At 72.1% G+C, this 21,727-nt stretch carries 14 protein-coding genes; 2 read left to right on the top strand and 12 right to left on the bottom strand.

The window, feature by feature from the left end; all coding sequences use genetic code 11:
- The first annotated feature begins 82 nt into the window (after window positions 1–82).
- Window positions 83–1,171, top strand: coding sequence for a hypothetical protein (locus WMF22_RS23145; protein WP_438037065.1), 1,089 nt, complete (start codon window positions 83–85; stop codon window positions 1,169–1,171).
- Here the strand turns inward: WMF22_RS23145 and WMF22_RS23140 are convergent, their stop codons facing one another.
- The 10 genes from WMF22_RS23140 to WMF22_RS23095 form a co-directional block, all read right to left on the bottom strand.
- Window positions 1,172–5,452: a PAAR-like domain-containing protein gene (locus tag WMF22_RS23140; RefSeq protein WP_438037064.1), complete on the bottom strand. Its 4,281-nt coding sequence runs from the start codon at window positions 5,450–5,452 to the stop codon at window positions 1,172–1,174.
- 137 nt (window positions 5,453–5,589) lie between these two features.
- Window positions 5,590–6,354: a phosphoenolpyruvate--protein phosphotransferase gene (locus WMF22_RS23135; protein WP_438037063.1), complete on the bottom strand. Its 765-nt coding sequence runs from the start codon at window positions 6,352–6,354 to the stop codon at window positions 5,590–5,592.
- Window positions 6,355–6,631: 277 nt separating this feature from the next.
- Window positions 6,632–8,206, bottom strand: a complete 1,575-nt coding sequence (locus WMF22_RS23130) for a hypothetical protein (RefSeq protein ID WP_438037062.1) — start codon at window positions 8,204–8,206, stop codon at window positions 6,632–6,634.
- Window positions 8,182–8,829 carry a hypothetical protein gene (locus tag WMF22_RS23125; protein ID WP_438037061.1) on the bottom strand — a complete coding sequence of 216 codons (648 nt, stop codon included), beginning with the start codon at window positions 8,827–8,829 and terminating at the stop codon, window positions 8,182–8,184. Before WMF22_RS23125 ends, WMF22_RS23130 begins: the two co-directional genes overlap by 25 nt.
- Window positions 8,826–10,088 (bottom strand): AAA family ATPase, encoded by a 1,263-nt coding sequence (locus WMF22_RS23120; RefSeq protein WP_438037060.1) that lies wholly within the window; start codon window positions 10,086–10,088, stop codon window positions 8,826–8,828. Before WMF22_RS23120 ends, WMF22_RS23125 begins: the two co-directional genes overlap by 4 nt.
- A gap of 121 nt (window positions 10,089–10,209) precedes the next feature.
- Window positions 10,210–11,115, bottom strand: coding sequence for a hypothetical protein (locus tag WMF22_RS23115; RefSeq protein ID WP_438037059.1), 906 nt, complete (start codon window positions 11,113–11,115; stop codon window positions 10,210–10,212).
- Window positions 11,116–11,625: 510 nt separating this feature from the next.
- Window positions 11,626–12,627: a hypothetical protein gene (locus WMF22_RS23110; RefSeq protein ID WP_438037058.1), complete on the bottom strand. Its 1,002-nt coding sequence runs from the start codon at window positions 12,625–12,627 to the stop codon at window positions 11,626–11,628.
- On the bottom strand, window positions 12,624–13,631 hold the full coding sequence (mvaD, locus tag WMF22_RS23105; protein ID WP_437301246.1) for a diphosphomevalonate decarboxylase: 1,008 nt from the start codon (window positions 13,629–13,631) through the stop codon (window positions 12,624–12,626). Before mvaD ends, WMF22_RS23110 begins: the two co-directional genes overlap by 4 nt.
- Entirely contained in the window at window positions 13,628–14,656 is a 1,029-nt protein-coding gene (gene mvk / locus WMF22_RS23100) for a mevalonate kinase (protein WP_438037057.1), read from the bottom strand. Before mvk ends, mvaD begins: the two co-directional genes overlap by 4 nt.
- Window positions 14,653–15,765, bottom strand: coding sequence for a polyprenyl synthetase family protein (locus tag WMF22_RS23095; RefSeq protein WP_438037056.1), 1,113 nt, complete (start codon window positions 15,763–15,765; stop codon window positions 14,653–14,655). The genes mvk and WMF22_RS23095 overlap by 4 nt, the downstream gene beginning before the upstream one ends.
- A gap of 220 nt (window positions 15,766–15,985) precedes the next feature.
- On the opposite strand from WMF22_RS23095, the gene WMF22_RS23090 reads away from it, so the two are divergent.
- Entirely contained in the window at window positions 15,986–17,977 is a 1,992-nt protein-coding gene (locus WMF22_RS23090) for a DUF6345 domain-containing protein (RefSeq protein ID WP_438037055.1), read from the top strand.
- A gap of 54 nt (window positions 17,978–18,031) precedes the next feature.
- Here the strand turns inward: WMF22_RS23090 and WMF22_RS23085 are convergent, their stop codons facing one another.
- Together WMF22_RS23085 and WMF22_RS23080 are read right to left on the bottom strand one after the other, a co-directional pair.
- Complete coding sequence (locus WMF22_RS23085; protein WP_437301242.1) at window positions 18,032–18,460, bottom strand: GxxExxY protein; 429 nt, start codon at window positions 18,458–18,460, stop codon at window positions 18,032–18,034.
- Window positions 18,461–18,836: 376 nt separating this feature from the next.
- Window positions 18,837–21,569 carry a protein kinase domain-containing protein gene (locus WMF22_RS23080; RefSeq protein ID WP_438037054.1) on the bottom strand — a complete coding sequence of 911 codons (2,733 nt, stop codon included), beginning with the start codon at window positions 21,567–21,569 and terminating at the stop codon, window positions 18,837–18,839.
- Window positions 21,570–21,727: the final 158 nt, after the last annotated feature.

Below are 21,727 nucleotides of genomic sequence, written 5' to 3'. Positions count from 1 at the left end.
GGCTCATGCTTCTTCCTGGCGCTGGCGGCGCGGGCTCGCTCGGTGCGAGGCAGGCGTTCGCGATTAAACTCCCCTTGTCGCCATGCCGCCCACCACCTTCGCCGTCTGTCACCACGACGCGCCGCACGCGTTTGTGCGCGTCTGCCCTCACCTCGACGTCGAGCACCGGCCGGGCGTGAGCCTCGTGTGGACCGGCGTGAGCGCGATCGCGTGGCAGCGGCTCGCCTCGCTGGCAGGGGCTCCCCTCGAGATCGCGCTTGCTGGGACCGGCGAGCCGGCGGCGTCGCTCGCGCAGGCCACGCGCGAGAGCTCGATCGACGAGACGACCCTGGACCCGGCGTACTGGGCCGCCTGGGCCGGGCCGCTCGCCGAGAGCTCGGCCGAGGCGCTCCAGCGGGAGAGCTGCCGTCTCTTCGGCGTGGACTGGCCCCTGGGCGCGCCGTCCGGCGCGGACCCGGACAGGATCGCCCTGTGGAGCGGCTTCGCGATGCACCCGCGCTTCGATCCTCCGCTGGCCCGCGCTCCGTTCCCTCGATCGCATCACGGCGTTCAGGTCCCCTGCTTCGGCGTGTGGTCGAGCCCGGACGAGCCCGAGTCCGTCTGGCAGTCGCGGGCAACGCAGGCGCTCGTGCATTTCCCCCGCTACACGGACGCCGAGCTCGTGGGCCTCTCGGACGAGGAGATCGACGCCGCGTACAACCAGTTCGTCGTCGAGCTCCGCGCGGCTGATCCCGAGGTCAGGATCATCGTGGCCACGTTGCCCGCCGGATCGACGCTGGCGCGCACGATCAACCGCGCGCTCTCCCTTCTTCAGGAAGACGACGCGCACCCGCGCGCGCGCTTCTCCGCCGACGAGGGCCTGTTCATGCCGGTGATCGACATCGCGTGCGCCGCTCGCTCGAGCGAGCTCGCCGACCGCGTGATCGAGAGTCCGTCGCTCGGGCGCGTCCGCCTGGGCCCTCTCGAGCAGGTCATCCGCTTTCGCCTCGACGACGGGGGCGCGACGGCACCCTCGCCGTCGCGCTCCTTCGGCCTGATGTCACCCCCGCGGCGCTTCAGCTGCGCCATGCCGTTCCTGGTCCTCGTCCTCGCCCGGCGCAGCAAGCTGCCCGTCTTCGCGGCGTGGGTCGAGAACGCCGAGGTCCTCGCGAAGGCGAAAGCGCCCCGGTGATCAGTCTTCGTGCGGCGGCGCGCCGGGGAAGCCGCCGCCGTGCGACCCGCGCCCGGTCGGCGCCGTGGGATCGTTCCACGAGCCGGCGTGCTGCGAGCTGGGCGCGCTGACCTGGCTCACCGTGGGCGTGCCACCGCGCGGACCCGTCGCGCGGTCCCAGTGCCCATCCGTGAGATCCACCGAGCCCGCAGCGCCCGGCGTCGGCGGGCAAACGCCGCAGTATTGCTGGTTGTAGGGGCGGACATAGGCGATCCCCGAGGGCCCCGAGGTCGGGCAGCCCGTGGCCTGGTTGACGCCCGCGATGACGCTCTGCCTCGGTCGCTCCGTGGGGGTCGTGGACGCATTGCAGGCGACGACAACGACCTCCGAGCTTGGCTGTAGCCCTGCCTGGTTCAGCGCCTCGCCGAGCTGGCGGCCGGTCGACCAGTTGCGCTGCCCGTTCTGGAACGTGACCTGGCCGCCGCGGGTCGAGCCGTGCGTGACGACCTCCACGTGCGTCTCGCCTTCGAGCGAGATGCCGCCCGGGTTGTGGGGACCGCGCAGCTCGTCGGCGCGCACCACCCGCTGTCCGGTGGCCGCCCCGCGTTCCTGCGCGGCGCGGAGCGTCTCGCCGCGCCCCTGCGCGTCGGGATGATCGTCGTTGGCCGTGTAGCCGATGATGACGATGAGCCCCAGCGGGTCGATGTACTCGGTCGCGTTGGGGACGAAGCCGATGTCGTGCACCGAGCCGGCCTGTCCGAGCGGGTCCGGCGTAAGAAAGGTCCCGAGCTCCGGCGAGTAATACCGGTGCCGGTTGTACCGGAGACCGGTCTCCACGTCGGCGCGCTGGCCGGCGAACCGGAGCAGCCCGATCCGCCCCTCGATCCTCGCCTCGTTGCCCAGAGGGTCGAGATCGAGCGACGCGACGGCGCCGCCGGCGCTCAGGTAGAGCCAGGGCGTCGCGGCCGCGTCGGTCGCCACGAGCCGCCAGCCTGCCTCGTCCGCGAGCTCGGCGAGAGGTGTATATCCGTCCTCCCGGAACACCCGGCGCACCGCGTGCCCCGCGCTGGGCCGCTCCTCGACCATCGAGTCGCCATCCCATCCGAACCAGGTGCTCGTCCCGTCGCTGCGCAGGAGCGCAAGGCGCCGCCCGAAGGCGTCATAAACGAAGCGGACCACGAAGCCGTCGTGCCGCTGCGCCTCGATCAGCCGGTTCTCGCCGTCGTAGGCGTACGTCCACGAGCTCGCCGGCGAGTCGCCGAGGCGCTGCGCGAGCCGTCCGCTGGTGTCCCACAGGAAGCGCGCCGAGCCGGCCGCGCGCTTGCGGCCGCCGCGGCCGACGGAGGCGGTGCCCTCGCTGCCCGCGATCGGCGTCCCCTGGGCCGCATACTCGTATCTCTCCTCGACCCCGAGGCCGCTCGCGCGGCGGACACGACCGATCGCGTCGAGCGTGTAGCTGCGGCGACCGTGGGCGCTGTCCACGACGGTCGCGATGCCCGGCTGGGGCGCCCACTCGAACGCGCGCTCGCGGATCGACGCGCCGCCCTCGCCGAGCGCGCGGACGCGCACCGGCCTGCCGAGGCGGTCGCGGGTGATCGCGATCCCGGTCCGCCGATCGGAGCGCCGCACGATCTCCTCGGGCCCATGCTCGAACGTCAGCGCCTCCTCGATGGACCCGTCGGCGCCGTGCACGGTGAGCTGCTCGATGACACCGCCTTTGCCCCTGCGGCGCGAGACGTACCAGCCGGTCGAGTAGCGGGTCCCGACCTCGTGGCCGAGCGAATCGAACTCGTGCTGCACCGAGAAGGACCACCCGCCGCACCGCTGCGTCTCGCGCACGACGCGACCCGTCTGGTCGCGGACGAGCTCGACGCTCGCGATCCCGTCGAGGGCGCGCGTGACGAAGCCGCGGACATCGCGCTCGAGGACGACGCTCGTCCCGTCGTGGCGCTCCCGCCGAACGACCTGCCCCGCGGCGTCGAGCACGAGGCGCAGCGCGCGCCCGTCTTCTCCTGTCCTTGCGACGCACCGACCGAGGAGGTCGTACTCGTAGTGATGCTCATGTCCGGCGAAGGTCCGCTCGCGCACGAGCTGGCCCGCCACGTCGTACTCGAACAGGTGGCGCTCTCCGGCGGCGTTCTCGATCCACACGGGGCGCAGCATCGCGTCGTAACCCCATCTGAGCCGGGAGCCATCCGCGAAGGCGCGCTCCACGAGCGCATCTCCCACGAATCGCGATCTCGTGATCCCGCCTCCCGGGTGCCGCTCGGCGACGACCCGCCGGCGCGCGTCAAACTGGCGCTCGGCACGGCGCCCGTGCGGCCCAACGACCTCCACGATATCGCCCCGGGAGTCGTACGAGAGCTCATACACCGCGCCCGTGGGTGTCTCGAGGCGCACGGGGAGGCCGAGGAGATCCCACGTGTAGCGCCATGTCTCGCCGCGCACGCCGATCCGCTCGATCAGGTTCGCGTGGGCGTCGTAGCGCGTCTCTTCCGTCCCTCCCGGCCCGGTGGTCCGTACCGCGCGCCCGCAGGCGTTGTACTCACACCGCGTTGCGGCGCCTGACGGATCGGTGCGCTGCACCAGCCGGCCAGCGGCGTCGTGCTCCATCTTCCAGACCGCGCCGGCCGGGTCGGTCAACTCGACCGCGTTGCCCTGCGGGTCCCGGCGAAAGCGCAGCCGGCGACCGAGGACATCGGTCGACGTGAGCGGTCTGCCCATGGCGTCGTGACGCGTGTGGTCGACGTAGCCCATGGCATCCTGCACGCTGGCGAGGTGGCCGTTCGCGTCGTACGACAGGCGGGTCGCGCGGCCGAGCGGATCGACGTACCGCTCGACCAGCCCGAGCGCGTTGCCGTGATAGCGGTGGACGCCGCCCGTGGCGTCGGTGACGGTCGACTCGAACGGGCTCGGGCCGTAGGCGATCTGCACGTGGAAGAGGCCCTTCGCCGCGGAGGCGCCGCGGTCGCCGATCTCCGCGAGGATGTCGCGGCCGGGCAGCTCGCCCCACGTCTCGACGCAGCGGCGCTTGCGGTCGGGGCCGTCCTCGTAGCGGAAGCGGTAGACCATGCCGTCGGGCAGCCGCTCCTCGATGAGGAAATGCTCCTCGTCATAGCGGTACTCGACGGCAACGCCGCCCGAGTCCACGACCTTGACCAGGTCCCCCCGCGCGTCGATCTCGTACGCGACCCCGAGCCGGCGGTGCTGCGCGCCGTTCTCATCGGTCATCAGGATCCGCCACAGGATCACGTTGCCCGCCTGCTCGCGCTCGATCCGTCGCCCCACGGAGTCCGTGAGCGCGACGAGCTGGCCGCCCTCCCACGAGAGCTCGATCTCGTTGCCGGAGCGGTCACGGACGGCGTGCAGGCGGTACCGCCCCTGCGATTCACGCTGCAGCACGCGCTCCACCCCGTCCCGCGTCGCGAGCACGAGCGCTGCGCCCCTCCGCTCAAGGCTCCGGCCGAACGGCGCATAGGCGATCTCGCCGTCGTTGACGGGTGGAAAGTGGAGGGGGCTCCCCTCGCTGTCGAAGACCGTGACGATGGACTCGCCGACCTCGGCGGTCCAGCCGAACGAATGGGTCCATCCCCAGCCGAGCCCCGATCGGCGGTGAACAGCGGACGTGCGGTACTGGCGCACCCACTGCAGCGGGAGCGGCCCCCCGAGCTCGAAGTCGACGGAAGGCACCGTGAACATCGCGCCGGTGATCACGTCGACCGGGTGCCCAGCCTTGCCTTGACCGTCGGCGCCCGGCGGCGCGGGCGGGCTCGGCGGCGCGGCGCCGCTGTTGCTCCCGCCGCCGTCTCCGCCGCCGTTGCCGCCGCCTTGCGGGCTGGCGCCGCCCGGGCCCCCGGCGCCGCCGCCGCCGCCCCCACCGCCGCCGCCGCCCCCGCCCGCGCCGCTCGCGCTGGCGCCGGCGCCGACGGTGATGCTCTTGTTCATCTGGCCCATGCTGCCGGTGATGCCGGCCATGCCGAGCTCGATGATGACGTTCGGCGCGCCGAGCCAAGGGAAGCAAGGCCCGCCGGTGTTGAGGCTGACGACCTCCTTGAGCGTGCCCGGCTCGTTGCCGTGGCACGCCTTCATGCAGCCGCCGACGGTGAGGATCTTCGCGCCCTCGATCTTCGTGCGCATGCACGGGTCGATGATCCCCTCCGCGACGGTGCCCATGGTGGGGTAGGGGATCGGCAGCGGGCTGGGCGCGGCCGGGGTCAGACACACGCTCACCGCCAACCCGGTCATCTGGTGACCGGATTTCTCGGTGATGGTGTCCATATGGAGGGCGGTGACCTTACCCATGGTGACTGGATGGTCCCACGGTCCCGCGAATGTGTGCAATCGCGGCAATCGCGAGCCCACCGTCCGGCGGCCCGGGAAAGCTACATGGCTCGGACGGCCTCGCCGGGGGCGCGGCTGACGTGCGGGAGAGGGGATGATCAGGCGGGAACGTCGGGCTCGTGCTTCTTCCTGGCGCTGGCGGCGCGGGCCCGCTCGGTGCGCCGCTCCTCTTCCGCCGCGTCCTCGTAAGGCGACAGGAGGCGGTCGCGGAAGAGCGCATGCGCCTCGTCCTTGTCGTCGTCGTACTCGGCGTGGACCTGGACCAGGAGCGTGCCGTAGGCCTCGTGCCACGCCTCCACCGCCTGGATCGCCGGGGCCGCGCTCTTCGCCTCGGTGACGCCGAGCTTCTGGCCGTAGAGCGCGGTCCAGCGCCGGAGGCGATCGACCTCGGCCGCGAGCCCGAGGCGCTCCACCGCCGCCTTCACGTCCTTGCCGTCGAGCGCCTTGATCATCGCGCTCATGCGCACCCACTGCTGGGAGTACACGAGCTTGACGAAGCCCGTGCCGGACGACAGCACCTCCGACCGCACCCGCGCGGCGTCGGCCCGGCGCGCGGCCTCGTCATCGCTCAGCGGCACGATGTCGTCGTGGTCGAACGAGCGCTCGATGCCGTCGAGCTGGGCGCCGAAGGCGGAGATGCACCGGTCGGCGCCGCGATCGATCTCCGTCATGGTGGCGTCGGTGCTCCCGAGCGCCTCGACGGCCTCGGTGCGCGCGATGACGGACTGGACGGCTGCGTCGACCCTGGGGGCGAGCTTGATCTTCTTCGATTTCAGCGCCTCTCGGTGAGACGCGAGCCTCGTACCTGCGACGATGCACCCGCTCGGCGTGAGCCGGCGGGCGAGAAACGCGGCATTTCCCATGATGGCGGGGGTAGCACGGTCGCGCGGGCGCGAAAGGGGCGGGCAGGATTCCGGCCATGGGAGGCAGCTTTGCGACGTGGGTGGCGGCGGCGATCCGGAGCGCGTCGGCGACGCGGAGGCGGTGACCCGGGGGGCGTCGGCGACGCGGCGCGGGCTCCCCGGAGGGCGTCGGCGACGCGGCGCGGGCTCCCCGGAAAGCGTCGGCGACGCGGCGCGGGCTCCCCGGAGGGCGTCGGCGACGCGGCCGGCCTCGACGCGGCCTGGGCCCGAGGCGCCGCTACGGCAACCAGCGGCCCACCTCCGCGATCGCGGAGGCAGCGCCGACGATCGCCGCCGAGCCGCCCAGCCTGCGCAGCAGCGGCGCGAAATCCGTGAGCCCGCCCCAGCCGATCAAGAGGTTCTCGAAATCTTTCTGCCACCGGTTCCCCAGCACATCGCAGAGCACGCATGAGGCGTCGTCCAGCGCCATCCACGGCGCACATGCGAGCACGGATCGCAGCGTGTCGTCGTCCCCATGCTGCCAGTAGGCGTCCATGACCTCGGCCACGGCTCGTTCGCGGAGCGCTTCGGGCAGGTGCGGCACGATCGCCGCGAAGGCGGTCACGCGGAGGACACCCTCCGTGCTGCCGGCCAGACGCAACGCTTCTTCCGGCTCAAGCCCCGCGCACGCGGCGGCAGCCTCATGATAAGGACCGGAGAGAAGAGACCCGAATTTGTTGGGAGCGGCGTCGCGCAACCGGCGCGTGAGCTCCGGATCGGCCTCTGTCGGGATACCGGAGAACGAGGGGATTGGACACGGCACAAGCTCGCTGGCCTCACCGAGCGCAGCCCGCGCCTCGTCCGCCCATGCCTGCACCGTTTCCCGTTCGGCCCCGGTGAGGGTGCCTGCCAGCGTGACGAGCGCCACCGCCCGCGCGCGCGCCGCGCCGGTCGGCTTCGCGAGATCCACGCTCGGCTCCTTGTAGGGGTGGGCGCGATCGTCACGCGGCCCGTGCCGGCTTCCCTCCTTGGCGAACAGCGCACCCTCGACGACGGCGCACCGCGTGATGTGGTTCAACGCCGCCGCGCGCTCCGGTTCGGTGGACGCGTTGAACAGCACCTCTTCTGCCGTCGTGCGCGCGCGGCGCGCGTCCGTGACGAACCCCACGAGCCCTCCCGGTCTGTCCATCCACGCGGCGAGCCACGCCGGTGAGACCAGCTCCATGAAGGCGGACAGCGCGGGCGCTCGCCGCGTCATGTGGGCCCCCAGGTACTCGACGAGGTAAGCAGGCCAGGTGAGCGCACCGCCGTCGGGGGCCCTGGCCGCGCGCAGGCTGGCCAGACCCCGAGCGACGATGCCGTCTTCGAGCGACGCGATGTCTGTCGATGCAGCCCAGCGCGCGCGCGTCGCGTCGTCGCGGAAGCGGTAGGTCCCGTCGTCCGCGTGGACCACGAGGTCACGCGCCGGGCGCGGCGCGCGATCGAGCGCCTCGAACGACGCGCTGGACAGCCCGAACGCCGCGATCAGGTCGTCCTTCGACAGCGGCGCGAGCGCCGCCGCCAGGGCGTCGAGGCACCGCTCCGCCGCGCGCCCGTCATCGCCGCTCCCGGTCAGGGTGTCTCGCGCCTGCTGCGCCGCCGCTTCTGCGGCGGTGGCGTCCCCTGGTAGGTGAAGCATCGCGGAGGTCTCCTCCGTCCATTCGAGATGCTGACGCCAGTCCGAGCTCCGCGCCGAAGGAGCTTCCACGCCCACGGACACGAGGAACCGCACCCTGAAACCGGCTTCGTCCAGAAACGGTACCCCCTTCTCAGGCTCCCAGTCCGCCGCGCGCTCGAGGCCGTCGACGATCACGAGCAACACAGGATCTTCCATCTCCAGATCCCACCGCAATGCTCCGGCGATCGACCACCCTCGATATCCTCAACGTGGCGACCTCCGTGCTCACGGCGGCAGATCTCGCTCGCGCGTCGAACGTTCTGGTAGAGCCAGGCCTCGATGCTCCGGAACGGGCAGACGAGAAGGAGACGCTCGATCTGCGGCACGGGCGCAGGCGGCTCGGCGTCGCCCTTGGCTCGCAGCCTGGTCCGAGGAGCGTTCGCGCGACCCTGCTCGGCGACCTGCGGCAGCAGCGTGCGGACCAGTTTATCGAACTTGTCGAGGTTCTCGCTGGTATTCCGCTCGGCCCACGGCCGATCCCCGTCGATATGGAAGACCACGAAGGTGTTGGGCAATAGCAGCATGCGTGCGATGTACTTGAGCAGCCGGACGCGTCGCTCGTGCTCGCGCGGGTTCTTCCCGTCGGTCTTCCAGACGTTGCCGCGCATCGCCTCCTCCTCGCTCGGCTCCCTCGGAAGGAAGTCGACCCGATAGCGCCCGTAACCGGGAACGACGAGCTCGAGCATCCGGCCGACGAGCGCTTCGACGGTCGCGCGACCGTCCTTGCCGCTGTCCTCCGTGAGGATCACGATCGAGAGGCGGGCCGCATCCGGGCTCACCACAGCCCCCGCGACTGCAGGATCTCGCTCACGTGCTCGACGCCGACCTCGTAGGCGGCGAAGAACTCCGCGGCGTCCTCGTCGCGCATGTTCGCCCAGGTCCAGGCCGGTCTGCCACCGCGCCGCTCGCCGCGACAGAGCACGAAGCTATGGTGGACCTGCTCGGGCGAGGTGATGGGGACGTAGTCGAGCAGCAGCGGGTTCTGGCTCGTCAAGAACGCCTGACGCTCTCCGATGGCGTCGACGCACGCCGTGATCCAGTGGTGATGCAGACCGTTCACGAGCTCGTCGGCGATGACGATGTCGTCGTTGCAGGCGAGGTAATAGAAGAACGTGAGCAGGCGCTTCTGTCCGTAGCTCAGGCGCGCGTGGGTGATGAACTCGCCGCCCTCCCACCAGAACCGGAATACGAAGTTCCCGAGCGTCACGTCCTCGTAAGCTTCACCCCACGGGTGCCGTTCGGTCACGTCCACCTTCAGCTCGGCGGCGTCGAACCCCATAATCCCCTTGATGGTGGCAAGGAACTCCAGCTCAGGGTGCTTGAAGGTGTAGTCAGACCTTGACCGTTCATACAACGGCTCCAGTTTTCGGCGGAGGGCATTCGGTAGGAGAGGGGACTTGATTCTGGAAACCAGCACCCTCTCTTGACGAACGACGACCACGCGGTGAGCATCGCTCGATCCGGTGAGCCACGTGAATAGCTCCAGCGACTCGTCGAAGCGTCTCGCCGAGCTTGCACCAAGAACCGTGTTGTAAATGGGGGTTGGGATGAAGTCAGGATCCTGCATCATGTAGATCCAAAGAAATCCTGGGTTGAGGCATGAAAGCTCCCGACCCGCTCCGATCGGCTGGTCGTCTCCGATCGTAAGTCCACGCTCGCTGTCGTACCGAATGTGGCGGCGAGGTCTAGATGGCGAGTCGTCGAGCGTGACGTCTGCAGCAGATCGCCAATACTCCGACAAGTCGATTATTGCGCGGGGCTTCGCTTCTACTTGTAGAAGGCTCGTCTGATCTTTGTTGCTGATAACGACGGTCGCTGTCGCCTCTCCTGGGATCGTGAGCTCGTACTCGACGGCGAACTCTTCTCTGGCCAAGCTGCTGAAATCCGACCTCACCACCATCGAGATCAGCTCGAGCAGCGTCGTCTTTCCGGTCCCGTTCTGGCCGAGCAGCACGTTGAGCCCGTCCGAGAACCGGAGCTCCGTGCCCGGCGCCACGCCCCGGAACTTCTCGATCCGCAGTCGCCTGAGCTTCAGCATCGCGCGCCGACGTTAGCCCGCCGCGCTGCGCCGTCAACCGCAGCGGCCCGAGCGCAGCGCGGCGCGCTCCCCCGCGTCGCCGAGCGATCGCGCCCGCCGGCGCCGTCGAGACCCGCACCCCTCAACGCGCGACGAGGCGCATCGGGGGGCGGCTGTGCTGGATGTGCTCGGTCTCGAGCTCCTCGAGCTCGAACGCCCTGTCCATGTCCATGTCGAGCTCCGCGAGCTCGCGCTGCGTGCTCTCGCCGTTGTCGATATCGTCGAGCTCGCGCATGAACCTGTCGATCTCCACGCACGTCGCCGGCGAATCCACGGGCGTCATCGACTGCTCGTGCATGAGCTGGATGAGCTCCAGGATGGTGGCGAGCTTCTGCGACACGACCTCCAGGCCGTCGCGGGTCTGGCTCCAGCACTCGGCGCGCCGGTACGCGATCGAGAGGCGCCGCTCGGACAGCCCGCGGGTCCGCCCCGCGGACGTGCTCCGGACCGCCTCGAGCGAGCGGATCGTGTCCATGAGCTCGCCGTGGTTGGTCATCGCGAGCGACTCCTGGCCGGCCTTGTGCGCGATCGCGAGGCGGATGTAGCTCATGATGAGGCGGCTCAGGCCGAAGCCCTCGTCGAGCAGGGGCGGGACCGATCCGCCGCGGCGCCGGATGTTCTCGCGGGTGCGATCGATCAAACGATCGAGCCGCGCGAGCTCCTGCTGGTGCCGGATGTCCATCTGCCGGATCAAGGACTCGCGCGCCCTCGACCAGGCCGCCCGATCCACCTCGTCGAGCTGCGCGTCGATGCTGCGCCGGAAGATGCCGCGCCAGGGGATGACGCACAGGATCACGAGCTCCGCCCCGAGCCCGAGCAGCAGGAGCAGCGGGCTCCAGCCGATGAAGCTCAGGAGGAGCGCGCTCCCCACGACGAGCAGGTTGTACGGGTGGACCAGCACCCGCCCCAGGTACGTGCTCGCGGTGCGCTTCCGCAGCGGTGCGACCTGGACGCCGAACGCTGCCAGCATGGCCCTCGACTCGGCCATGCTGGCGCCAAGCACATCCTCCAATCGGCAAAGCTCTCGATCGCACGTCGTCATGGAGCCCCCCTCCTCACCTGGTCCTCTGGTCCTCGTGCCACCTCACCCCGTTCACCACCCCCCGCGGCCGAACCGCGACCGACGGCCGGCGGTCCGGCGCGCCTGCGCGCGCCCCCGCGCCGATCCGTCACCGCGCTGTGAACGCAGGTCACGCCCGCCGAGCCCGCGCCGGCAGCCTCCTGCCCGCGGAGCCCGCCTTGGAGGACCGGGCGCCCACCGCGCTCATCGGCCGTCCAGGCGGTATCACCATGAAAACTCAAGCTTTCACGGCGGCGCTGCAGCATCGCCGGCTCCACGAAGTCCATGCTTTCCCTGCTGTTCGCGTCCCGAAGGCCTCATGAAGGACCGCGGTGCGTCGCCCGAGCGCAGCGCCGCGGTCGATCCGGGAGCGAGCAGAGCGGGCTCCGTGCCAAGCGCTCCGGCACCGCGCGGCGCACGATCGGCGAGGGGACGCGCTCAGGCGGGGAGCGGAGGGGCTGCGTCCAGCACGTGGACGCCGGGGGCGCCGAGCGACATCGGCACGCGCTCGAGGCCGGCTTCACGCGCCGCGGCAAGCCATGCCGTCGAGGGCGGCGCGCCGCCGACGAAGAGGGAGACGTCGCCTCCGCCCGCGCCGCTCGGCGCGATCGCCGCGCCCTCGGCGGCCGCGGCGGCGCGGAGGCGCCTGAGCGCGGGGGTGACGATCGGCGCGCCCGAACGGTCGCCGAGCTCGGCGAGCGCGTCGACCTGCCGATCCAGCGCGGCCACGAGCGCGCGGGCGTCCGCGGCCTCGATCGCGGCGCGCGCCCCCTCGGCGGCCGCGCCGAGCAGCGCGCGGTGCACCTCCGGCTCGCGGGCCGCGAGCGCGCGCACGCGCTCGAGCATGGCGCTCGTGCGCGCCGAGGCGTCGCTGGCGAAGACCTCGATGACGAGGCCGCCCGGCAGGGCGTGCGGCGCCACGTCGAGCTCGCCGCCCGGCCCGAGCCGGCAGCAGAGCACGCCGCCGTAGACGCTCGCCGCGACGTCCACGCCGCTGCCTCCGCCCTGCGCGCGCCGGTGCGCCGCGAGCGCGTCGAGGAAGAGCGCGCGGGGGTCCCACGCGGGCGCGCGCCGGTCCTCGGTGGACGCGCGCGCCGCCCGCGCCTCCGAGGCCGCCGCGGCGCGCGCGGCGAGCGTCGCGACGAGGATGGCGGCGCTCGATCCGAGGCCGAGCTTGCGGCTCGCCTCGCGGGGCGGCGCGCCCGGCGAGGCCAGCGGCGGCTCCGGCGCCGCCGAGCGGAGCGCGGACGCGTCGAACCACGCCGCCGCGTCGAGCGCGCCGGCGTCGATCGCGGCCTGGACCTCCTCGGTGACGAGCGCGGCGGGCCGCGCCGGGTCGGCGAGGACGTACCGATCGACGGCGGCGACCAGCGCCGGCGCGCCCTCGAGCACGGCGTAGGCGCCCGAGAGGACCAGCTTGCCAGGCGCCCGGACGATCACGCGCCCCCGGACGAGGGCGCGAGGCGGGCTCCGCCGCCGGGGATCGCCGTGATGGTGCGGAGGACGCCAGGGACGGCGAGCAGCGCCGCGCCCACGGCGGCCTGCGCCTCGGGCGTCGTGAAGACCTTCACGTGCGGGCCGGCGTCGATGGTGAAGAACGCCGGCGTCCCCTGGGCGCGGAGCCTCCGCACCGCGGCGATCACCTCGACGGTGGCGCCGGTCCAGTAGAGCAGGCCCGGCGAGGCGGCGATGCTCGAGGCGTGCATGCACAGGGCGCTCGCCTCGGCCGCGGCGCCGAGCGCGGCGAGGTCGCGCGCGAGGACCGCGGCGCGGACCGCGTCGAAGAGCGACGGCGCCGCGTCCACCCACGCGGGGAAGTACGGGCTCGTCATCGCGGTGTGCCGCATGCCGTCGCTGGAGCCCACGTCCTTCGGGCCCTCGCGCGTCACCGCGATCACGACCGCGAGCGGCCAGTGGTCCTCGGGCGCGAGCGGCGTCGCGGCGAGCGTATCGTCCCCGGGGCGGCCGGCGCGGAGCTCGACGAAGCCGCCGAACGCGGAGCGCGCGGCCGAGACCGAGGTCTTCCTCGCGAGATCGCTCACCAGCGCAGGCGCGGTGGGCAGGCCCGCGGCGGCGCTCGCGGCGAGCGCGAGCGCGGCGAACGCCGACGCGCTCGAGGCGAGGCCCGCCGCGGTGGGGAAGTCGTTCCGGCTGACCACGCGGGCGCGCTCGCGCCGCCCCGAGGCGGCGCGGACCCGGTCGAGGAGCCCGGCGACCCGGCGCGTCGCCTCCGCGTCCGGCGGCAAGGCCGCGCCGCCGAGGTGGAGCTCGTCGCGGTCGAGCGACGCGTCGAAGGCGACCTCGGTCGTCGTCTCCATCCCGGCGAGCGTCACCGAGAGGCTCGGGACGGCGGGCAGGTTGTGGCCATCGGCCCGCTTGCCCCAGTACTTCGCGAGGGCGATGTTCGGATGGGCGATCGCGGTCGCCCGGCTCACGACGCTCATGCTTGCTCCTGTGACTCCGTCCTCGTCATGCCCGCTTTTACCCGGGTGACGAAGCCGCTGTAGCCCGCGTCGCGCCAGGCGGCGAGCACGCGGTCCGCGGCGCTGTTCGACGCCGCCGCCCCGCCGTCGCCCGGCGGAGGCGGCGGGAGCAGCGCGATGACCGAGCCGCCGCCGCCGGCGCCGGTGAGCTTGGCGCCGAGCGCGCCGGCCTCGCGCGCGAGCTTGCACAGGGCCTCGATCGCCTCGGTCGAGACGAACATGCCGGCGAGGAGCATCTGGTTCAGGTCCATCAGCCGGCCGAGCGCGACAGCGTCGCCCGCCTCGATCGCGAGGGCGGCGTTCTCGACGAGCGCCGTGATGCCCGCGATGGACGTCGCGGCCAGCGTGGGCTTGCGCTCGAAGAGCCTCGCCACGAGCTCGACCATGCTGCGCGTGGACGACGACACCCCGGTCGAGCCCACGCAGAGCCACAGGTCGTCGCGCGGGGAGACGGAGGTGGCGCCGTGCGCCCGGGTGAAGCGGAAGCAGCCGCCGCGGGCCGCGGCCGCCGTGTCGATGCCCGACGGGTTGCCGTGGAACACGCGCTCCCAGGCGGCGGCGGCGTCGGTCACGGCGGCGGCGTCGGCCGCTGTGTGCGCGGCGGCCGCGCCTTCGGACGCGGTCCACGCGGCGGCCGCGGGCGCGCGCGCGAGCGCGGCCACCGACCGGGCGATCGCGACCCCGAGCGCCGCCGAGCTGCCCAGGCCGCCGCCGGGCGGCAGATCGCTCTCGGCCTCGACGCGCACCGGGCCGACGTCGGGCAGCGCCCGGAGGAGCGCCGCGAACGCCCGCGCGACGTCCTCCTCGGCCGGCGCCGCGCGGAGCTCGCGCCCGCCGAGGAGGAGGGCGCTCGCGCCGGAGCAGCGGGCTGCCCGCGCGCGGGCGCCGCGCTCGATGCCGGCGGCGAGCGCGGGCGCCCCGTACACGACGGCGTGCTCGCCGAGCAGGATGACCTTGCCGGACGCCTCGCCGAGCGCCTCGGTCATGCGCCGGTCCACCGGAGCGCGCTCGCGGCCCCGCACAGGATCTGCCGCGCCGGTGTGCTCACGGGCAGCGAGCGCGCGAGGACCTCGGCCTCGCCGCACAGGGCGGAGAGCCGCTCCTCGACCGCGCGCCGCGCGCCGCACGCCTCGAGCGCGAGCGTCGCGGCCGCCACGGCGTCGCCGCTCGCTTCCTTGCGGCCGAGCGCGCGCTCGACGGCGCTCCGGCCGGCGGCGTCGAGGCGGCCCTCGGCCGCGGCCAGCACGGCGGTGCGCTTGCCGGCGCGCAGATCGTTGCCGACCGGCTTGCCTGTCGCGGCGGCGCTCCCGAAGGTGCCGAGGAGGTCGTCGCGCAGCTGGAAGGCGACGCCCACGGGCGCCGCGAACCGCTCGAGCGCCGCCACGGTCTCGGCCGGCGCGCCGGCCAGCGTGGCGCCGAGCGCGAGCGGGCCGCGCACCGTGTAGCTGCCGGTCTTGAGCGCGTGCATCTGCTCGACGTCCTCGGCCCGGCCGACGACGTCGAGGTGCTGCCCGAGCACGACGTCCTCGTGCATCTTGCAGAACAGCACGACGGCCGCGAGCGTCGTCGCCGGCGGCGCGTCCGCGCCCGCGAGCGTGCTCAGCGCGAAGCTCCAGGTGAGGTCGCCAGCGAGGATCGCGGACGAGGCCCCGAGGTGCGGATCGCCGAGCGTCTCGGTCAGCGCGACGTGGACGGTGCGGTCTCCGCGCCGGACGGTGTCGCCGTCGATCCAGTCGTCCTGGATGAGCAGGTACGTCTGGAGCAGCTCGAGCGCGACGCCGGCGTCGATCGCGGGGCCGAGCGGCGCGTCCGGCGCGACGCCCTGGTAGGCGGCGACGAGCAGCCCCGCGCGGAACCGCTTGCCGCCGCGCAGGGTGAGGCTCCGCGCCTCGGAGACCATGGCCTCGACCTCGCGGCCGTAGCGCTGCACGGAGGCCGCCTTGTCGCGCCAGCGCTGATCGAGCGCGGCGTCGACGCGGGGGCGGATCGAGGAGAGAAAGTCGAGGAACAGGCGCGCGCCGGGATCCGCTGTCCCTTCGAGCGTCCGATCGCCGGCGCCGGGCGCGCTCTCTCCGTCCTTCGTGTGCGCTGTCATGGAATGCGCGGCAGCCTAGGAGCCGGACGCGAGGCGGTCAATCTCGGCCGAGAGCGCGGGGAGTCGCGCCGCGGAGCGGCGCGGCCGAGGTGGCTTGGGTCGTGCAATGCGTGGTGCTCGCGTCGCGGGCCGCGAGCGCCGCGCGGAGGCTCCCTGCGAGATCGCTCGTGCGGAGTTGCGCGCCGAGCCTCGCCGTGGCCGCAGGGAAAGGGGGATTTTGATGAAGAGATCACCGGATGGGGTGCTGGGCGTCTTTCTCCTCGTGACCCTCGGCGTCGCCGGGTGCGGCGGCCGCGACGCCCGCGAGGATCTCCCGGAGAGCGCCGATCGCGGCGTGGTCCGCGCGGGGTCGCCTGCCGCGGCGTCGCCTGCCGCGGCGTCGCCTGCCGCGGGGTCGCCTGGCAGGGAGGCGCGATCCCTGCCCGCATACCGCGTGATCGGCGGCGGCGCCGACGTCGCGCGGGCGTCGGCGCTCGCCGGCGCGCTCGGGCTCGCGGAGGATCCCGCGCGGGGGGGCGCCGCCGCGCTCGTGGCCGACGGCGCGATCCGCTACCTCGACGGCGCGCGATTCCAGCGCTTGCCCACGAGGAAGGCCGACGCGCCGCCCGCGCCCGGGTTCCGCGACGAGCGCGGCTTCGAGACGTCGGCGGGCGATGACGCCCTGGATTTCGAGGCGCTCGCGGCGCTGCGCGTCCTGCCGGAGCCGGACGCGGCGGCGCGGGCGTGGGCCGCGCTGGACGCCGCGGGCCTGCCGGCCGGGAGCGACATCGCCGTCGGCCACGCGCTGCTCGAGGCGGTCGACGCGGAGGGGCGTTATGTGGCGCGGGCCGAGCTCGACACGCAGGTGAGCTTTCGCGACGAGCTCGAGGGGATCCGGCTGATCGGCCCCGGGGCCAAGGTCCGGGTGACGTTCGACGGCGAGGGCGTCGTGACGCACCTGATCTACGCGCGGCGCGAGCTCGCGCGAGGGGAGGACGTCGCGATCGTCCCCGCCTCCGAGGCCCCCGCGCTGTGCGCCGGCGCGCTGGGCGTCGGCGCGGTGATCGCGGCCGAGCCGGAGCTCGTCTATTACGCGCCGCCGCTCTCCCGCGACGTACGGCGGATCCTGCCCCATTATGTGTGCAGCGCACGGCGGACGGTCGGCGGGGAGGTGGTGGACGTCCGCAGGCGGATCGTGCCGGCCGTCATAGACGCTCCGAGGGCCGAGATCTCGGTGCGTGTGGACGGCGCGACCGCGGTCGCGGAGGCGAGCGTCACCGGAGGTACTGCTCCATACACGTACAGGTGGGTATCGTCGGCGCGCTCGCTCGACGCGGTCGGCGAAGGGCGCGACGGGCGCGAAGGCGGCGCGCGGGTGATGGTGTCTGGCGTCTCTGGCCTTCGCGGGGAGACGGAGACGCTCTCGCTCTATGTCACGGACGCCGACGGTCTGGTCGCGACGGCGGCGCAGCGGCTCTCGTTCGTCCGCGCGCCGGCGGGGCTCGGCGCGGCGCGCCCGCCGCTCCCGCCGCCGGTCGACGACGGCCGCGCGGTGGTCGGCGCCGAGTGGGTCGGGCTCTGCGGCGGCCTGGATCACTCGGCGGCGAACGTCGACGGGCTGCTGAAGAGCTTCCGGGAGGGGGGCATCGACTCTCGTTTCAACTGGGGCGATCAGCGCGCGTGGGAGGTCGATTTCAAGGATCCGGCGCTGGGCGGCCAGGACGCGTCGTTCGCGGATTCGGTGGATCTCACGTTCTACACGGGGCACGCGAACGGCGTCGGGTTCATGTTCTGCAGCGCGATGAACGACAGGGTCCTCCATTTCAGCGACGCCCGCTGGGGCAACGCCAACCTGGAGTGGATGGTGGTGGCCGCCTGCGGCCCGCTCCAGGACGACGGCGGCGCGTGGCGTTACCGGTGGGCGGGCGCGTTCGATGGGCTGCACCTCTTGCTCGGCTATGCGACGGAGTCGTTCGACGACACGACCGAAGGATCGATGTTCGCGCGCTACCTGCTCGACGACGCGAGCCCGGCGCCGGTGCGGCAGGCGTGGGTGACGACGGCGATCGAGGTCCAGCCGGACGACGAGGTGATCTACGCGGTGATGGGGGCGTACGGGCAGGGGTGGACGGTGCCCAACTACGATGACCATTTCTGGGGGAAGGGGCCGGTCGGGCCGGATCTGGCGGGGGCCGCGAGGATCGGGTTCTGGCGGATCTCCGGGCCGACCTAGCACACTTGCGGGAGGTTGGTCGCGCAAAGAGAGGAACCGCCAAGGACGCCAAATTCAGGGGGAAAGGACCACGCGCCTGACGCCCGTACGGAGGACGGCCACGTTGAAGGTGATCACGAGGCCAAGCCGAAGTCTCGTTGCTTTGAGATATGTCAGCAACTGTGCGAGGTGGACCGGGGAGATGCACTCGGTGGCCTTGAGCTCGACGACGAGCCGACCATCCACCACGAGATCCATACGAGCCTGCCCCAGCAGATTCCCCTTGTACTCCACGTCGACGCATATTTGCCGGGCGAACGGGATGTGGCGCAAGGATAGCTCGACGCAGAGTGCTTCCTCGTAGATAGCTTCGAGGAAACCAGGGCCGAGCGTTCGGTGCACTTCGAGCGCGGCGCTGACGACGCCCTGGGCGAGGCGATCCAACTCCGCGTCGGGCTCGCACCTCGCGCCTTCCTTGACGTCTTTGGTGTATTGGCGGTTCATCTCGCATCTATCGACACGGTCCCGCCCTCGGTTGCGTCCTCCGCCGCAAAAAAGCGTTTGGTGCTTTGGATAGCATGGGATGCCTTGACGGCGACGCGGAAGGCACGGAGCGAGCCACGCGATGAGGGCGTGCGCGATGGCGAGGCGGAGAGTGGCGAAGTGGCACTCAGCTCTCGGCACGGAGCTCGTAGCCAGGTAGTGAGGTACCTTGGTTGAAGGTGGGGCTTTAAAAATCGCCAAGGCGCCATAGGACGCCATAAGACGCCAAGAGGCGCCATAAGACGCCAATTTCATTATTTCTTGGCGTCTCATGGCGCCTCTTGGCGTCTTATGGCGTCCTCGCGGTGCCATCATTCCGGCAGGCTAAGAGCTCCCCTCAGTACCCGAGCCACTTCGCGTCGAGCTCGATCGAGCAGTGATCGACGAACCGAAACCCGACCCCGCCCCCGTCCGCGGCCCCGATCGTGTACACCGACTCGTTCGCCTGCGGCCGATGGTCTGTCGCGCTGAACGAGATCGGCCCCGCCGTCATCCCGTCGAGCACCACGTTCTGGAAGCCCTCGAGCGCGGCCTTCAGGTCCTCTCCGGTCGGGTGCGTGCGGCCAGCGTCGACGGCCCGCTCGACGGCCTTGCGCCACATGAGCGCCGCGGCGTGGCCCTGGACGTAGGGCTGGTCCTGGTACAGCTCCAGCGGGTGGCCGTCCTTCTCCCGGTAGGCTCTGTGGATCCGCAGCATCTCCGCCATCCCGCTCGAGTGCTGGGTGTCGCCATAAACGGGCACCGGGAACAGCCCATAGAAGATCCCCGCGCAGTCGGCGCCGCAGATCGCCAGGGTCCTCTCGCCGATGCCCCAGTTGTTCGCCATCACGCGCAGCTGCCAGCGGCTCTTCTCCGGCCCCGGGAACGCCTGCTGGATGAGCTTCTGCGCCGCGGCCGCGCCCTTCCCGACGAAGGACGAGGAGAGCACGCTGTTGCCGGCCCAGAACCAGCTCGCCGGCACATACGACGGGTCCGCCCGCTTCTTCTCGATCTCCCGCTTCACATAGCCGATCACCGCGTCGACGATGCGCCCCTCGTCCTCGAGGGACGACGTCTGCGGGACGATCAGATCCTCGCCGAGCAGCATCCCGGGCAGCTCCTCCACGTACGCTTTGCCCGCGGCGAGCGGATCGACGCAGTAAAGACACTTGTCTATCGTGTCGTGCACCATCGCGATGCGCCCGGGCGCGATCTTCCAGGCGGCCTTGATGCCGATGCGGATCGCTGTCGAGTAGTCCGTGGCCGGAAAGAAGATGTAGGGATATCCAGGGCTCGTCTTGTGCTCTGTCGCGGAGGCGCTCTGGCCCAGGGCGTTGAACTCGGCGTGGGACACGTCCGCCGAGATCGGCACCGGCGTGGCGAGCGAGCCGGCGTAGGAGCCGGGAATGATGAGCTTCTTCTCCTCCGTGAGCCTCGGGGCCACGCGGGTCGTCGGCCCGGTGCCGAACACGAACAGCGTGGAGACCTCGCTCCACCCGGGCTGCCGCCGCCACGACTCGATGACCTCCTCCGTCCTGGCGGGGTCGTACTGCGCGTCCTTCATGTCGACGTCGATGGGACAGCCCCGGAGCCCTCCCTGACTGTCGTTGAGGTGGCGCAGGTAGTCGTAGACCCCGTGGTTGTACGGCGGCGCGATGTCGGTGGCCGTCCCCGTGTCGTCCGTCGTGATCCGGACGCGGAGCACCCCGGTGCAGCGAGCGCCGGCGTCCGGCTCGACGAGCACGGCCGCGGCGGAGCCGGCCGCCGGCGCCTGCCCACCAGGGCGGCGCGTCGAGAACGCCGCCGCCGCGACAAGCACGGCCGCGCCGAGCGCCCCGATCCAGTAGCTGCGCTGCTGAGGCCCGGCGGCCGTGCGGAGGTTCGACCTCAGGCTCGTCGAGTCCGAGGCGGAGCGCCCGGGGCCCGGCGTCCCGGAGGCCCTCTGCCCGAGCTCGTCGTCGAGGGTGATCACGGGCTGGATGCGCCTTCCTTCCGCGCCCTCGAAATGGCTCACGCGAGAGGGGCGGGGCTCGACGGGCACGCTCGGGCGGTCCGCGCCCTGCGCGCTCTGCTCGAGGTACGCCTTGACCTGCCGCTGCATGCTCGCCCGGCGCTCCGCGAACACCCCCAGCATGCTCGCGCCGATCTCGTCGGACCCGACGTCCTCGCCCGCCGCGCGCAGGTGGTCCTCGAGCGCCGCGCGCATCTCCTGCGCGGTCGCGAACCGCTTCGCCGGATCGCGGTCGAGCGCGCGCGCCACGATGGCGTCGAGGGCCGCGGGGACGTCCGGCCGGAGGAGCGAGGGCCGCGGGATCTCGTCCACGGCCGCCAGCTTCCAGAGCGCGCTCACGGCGTCGCCCTCGAAGAGCCGCTCCCGCGTGAGGAGCTCCCAGAGCACGATCCCCGCGACGAAGATGTCGGCCCGCCGATCGGTCGACCCGCTGCCGACGGCCTGCTCCGGCGCCATGTACGAGGTCTTGCCCTTCAGCTTCCCGGTCTCGGTGAGGTCGGCGTTGATGGACGCCTTGGCGATGCCGAAATCGAGCAGCTTCACCGCGCCGTCGTACGTGACGAAGATGTTGTGCGGGGAGACGTCGCGGTGGACGATGCCGAGCGGCGCGCCGTCGTAATCGCGGAGCTCGTGCGCGTAGTGGAGGCCGCTCAGGAGGTCGGCCACGATCCTCACCAAGACGCCGCGCGTGAAGCCCGCCGCGCCAGGCTCCCCCTCGGCCACCGCCCGCATGACCGCGCTGAGCGGCTGGCCCTCCAGGTACTCCATCACGGTGAAGTAGCCGGCGTCGTCGTGATCGACCTCGTAGGTCTGGACGATGTTGGGGTGGTTGAGGCGGGCGGACAGCTTCGCCTCGTCCAAGAACATGGCGACGACCCTCTCGCCGTCCCGGCCCGCTCCGCCCACGCCGCGGTGGCGCTTGACAACGACGAGCTTGTTGAACGACCCCGGCCCGCGCGCGATCGCCAGGAACACGTCGCCCATCCCGCCCCGGCCGAGCCTCGCGATCAGCCGGTACTTGCCCATGATCGCCGCCTGGGTCGGCTCCGCGTCCGAGGTGTCTTGACCCGTGCCCACCATGTTACCGGCCGTCCTCAGGGGCGCGCGATGCTCCGAGCGGATTGGGTAGTTGAGCAAAGCCGGTTATCCTTGTCAACGCCCCTCGCGGGCTGGACCACGGCAGGCCGCCGGCGTCGTCCGCGTGTCCTCGCGTGTCCTCGCGTTTCCTCGCGTGTCCT

This window comes from Sorangium sp. So ce204 (assembly GCF_051526795.1).
GTDB classification, from domain to species: Bacteria; Myxococcota_A; Polyangia; order Polyangiales; family Polyangiaceae; genus Sorangium; species Sorangium cellulosum_B.
This window is presented reverse-complemented; position numbering and strand designations above follow the sequence as displayed.

Excerpts from the sequence above, each read along its gene's own strand:
- WMF22_RS23145 (WP_438037065.1), top strand. The coding sequence starts at position 83 with ATGCCGCCCACCACCTTCGCCGTCTGTCACCACGACGCGCCGCACGCG.
- WMF22_RS23140 (WP_438037064.1), bottom strand. The coding sequence starts at position 5,452 with ATGGGTAAGGTCACCGCCCTCCATATGGACACCATCACCGAGAAATCC.
- WMF22_RS23135 (WP_438037063.1), bottom strand. The coding sequence starts at position 6,354 with ATGGGAAATGCCGCGTTTCTCGCCCGCCGGCTCACGCCGAGCGGGTGC.
- WMF22_RS23130 (WP_438037062.1), bottom strand. The coding sequence starts at position 8,206 with ATGGAAGATCCTGTGTTGCTCGTGATCGTCGACGGCCTCGAGCGCGCG.
- WMF22_RS23120 (WP_438037060.1), bottom strand. The coding sequence starts at position 10,088 with ATGCTGAAGCTCAGGCGACTGCGGATCGAGAAGTTCCGGGGCGTGGCG.
- WMF22_RS23115 (WP_438037059.1), bottom strand. The coding sequence starts at position 11,115 with ATGGCCGAGTCGAGGGCCATGCTGGCAGCGTTCGGCGTCCAGGTCGCA.
- mvaD (WP_437301246.1), bottom strand. The coding sequence starts at position 13,631 with ATGAGCGTCGTGAGCCGGGCGACCGCGATCGCCCATCCGAACATCGCC.
- mvk (WP_438037057.1), bottom strand. The coding sequence starts at position 14,656 with ATGACCGAGGCGCTCGGCGAGGCGTCCGGCAAGGTCATCCTGCTCGGC.
- WMF22_RS23095 (WP_438037056.1), bottom strand. The coding sequence starts at position 15,765 with ATGACAGCGCACACGAAGGACGGAGAGAGCGCGCCCGGCGCCGGCGAT.
- WMF22_RS23090 (WP_438037055.1), top strand. The coding sequence starts at position 15,986 with ATGAAGAGATCACCGGATGGGGTGCTGGGCGTCTTTCTCCTCGTGACC.
- WMF22_RS23085 (WP_437301242.1), bottom strand. The coding sequence starts at position 18,460 with ATGAACCGCCAATACACCAAAGACGTCAAGGAAGGCGCGAGGTGCGAG.
- WMF22_RS23080 (WP_438037054.1), bottom strand. The coding sequence starts at position 21,569 with ATGGTGGGCACGGGTCAAGACACCTCGGACGCGGAGCCGACCCAGGCG.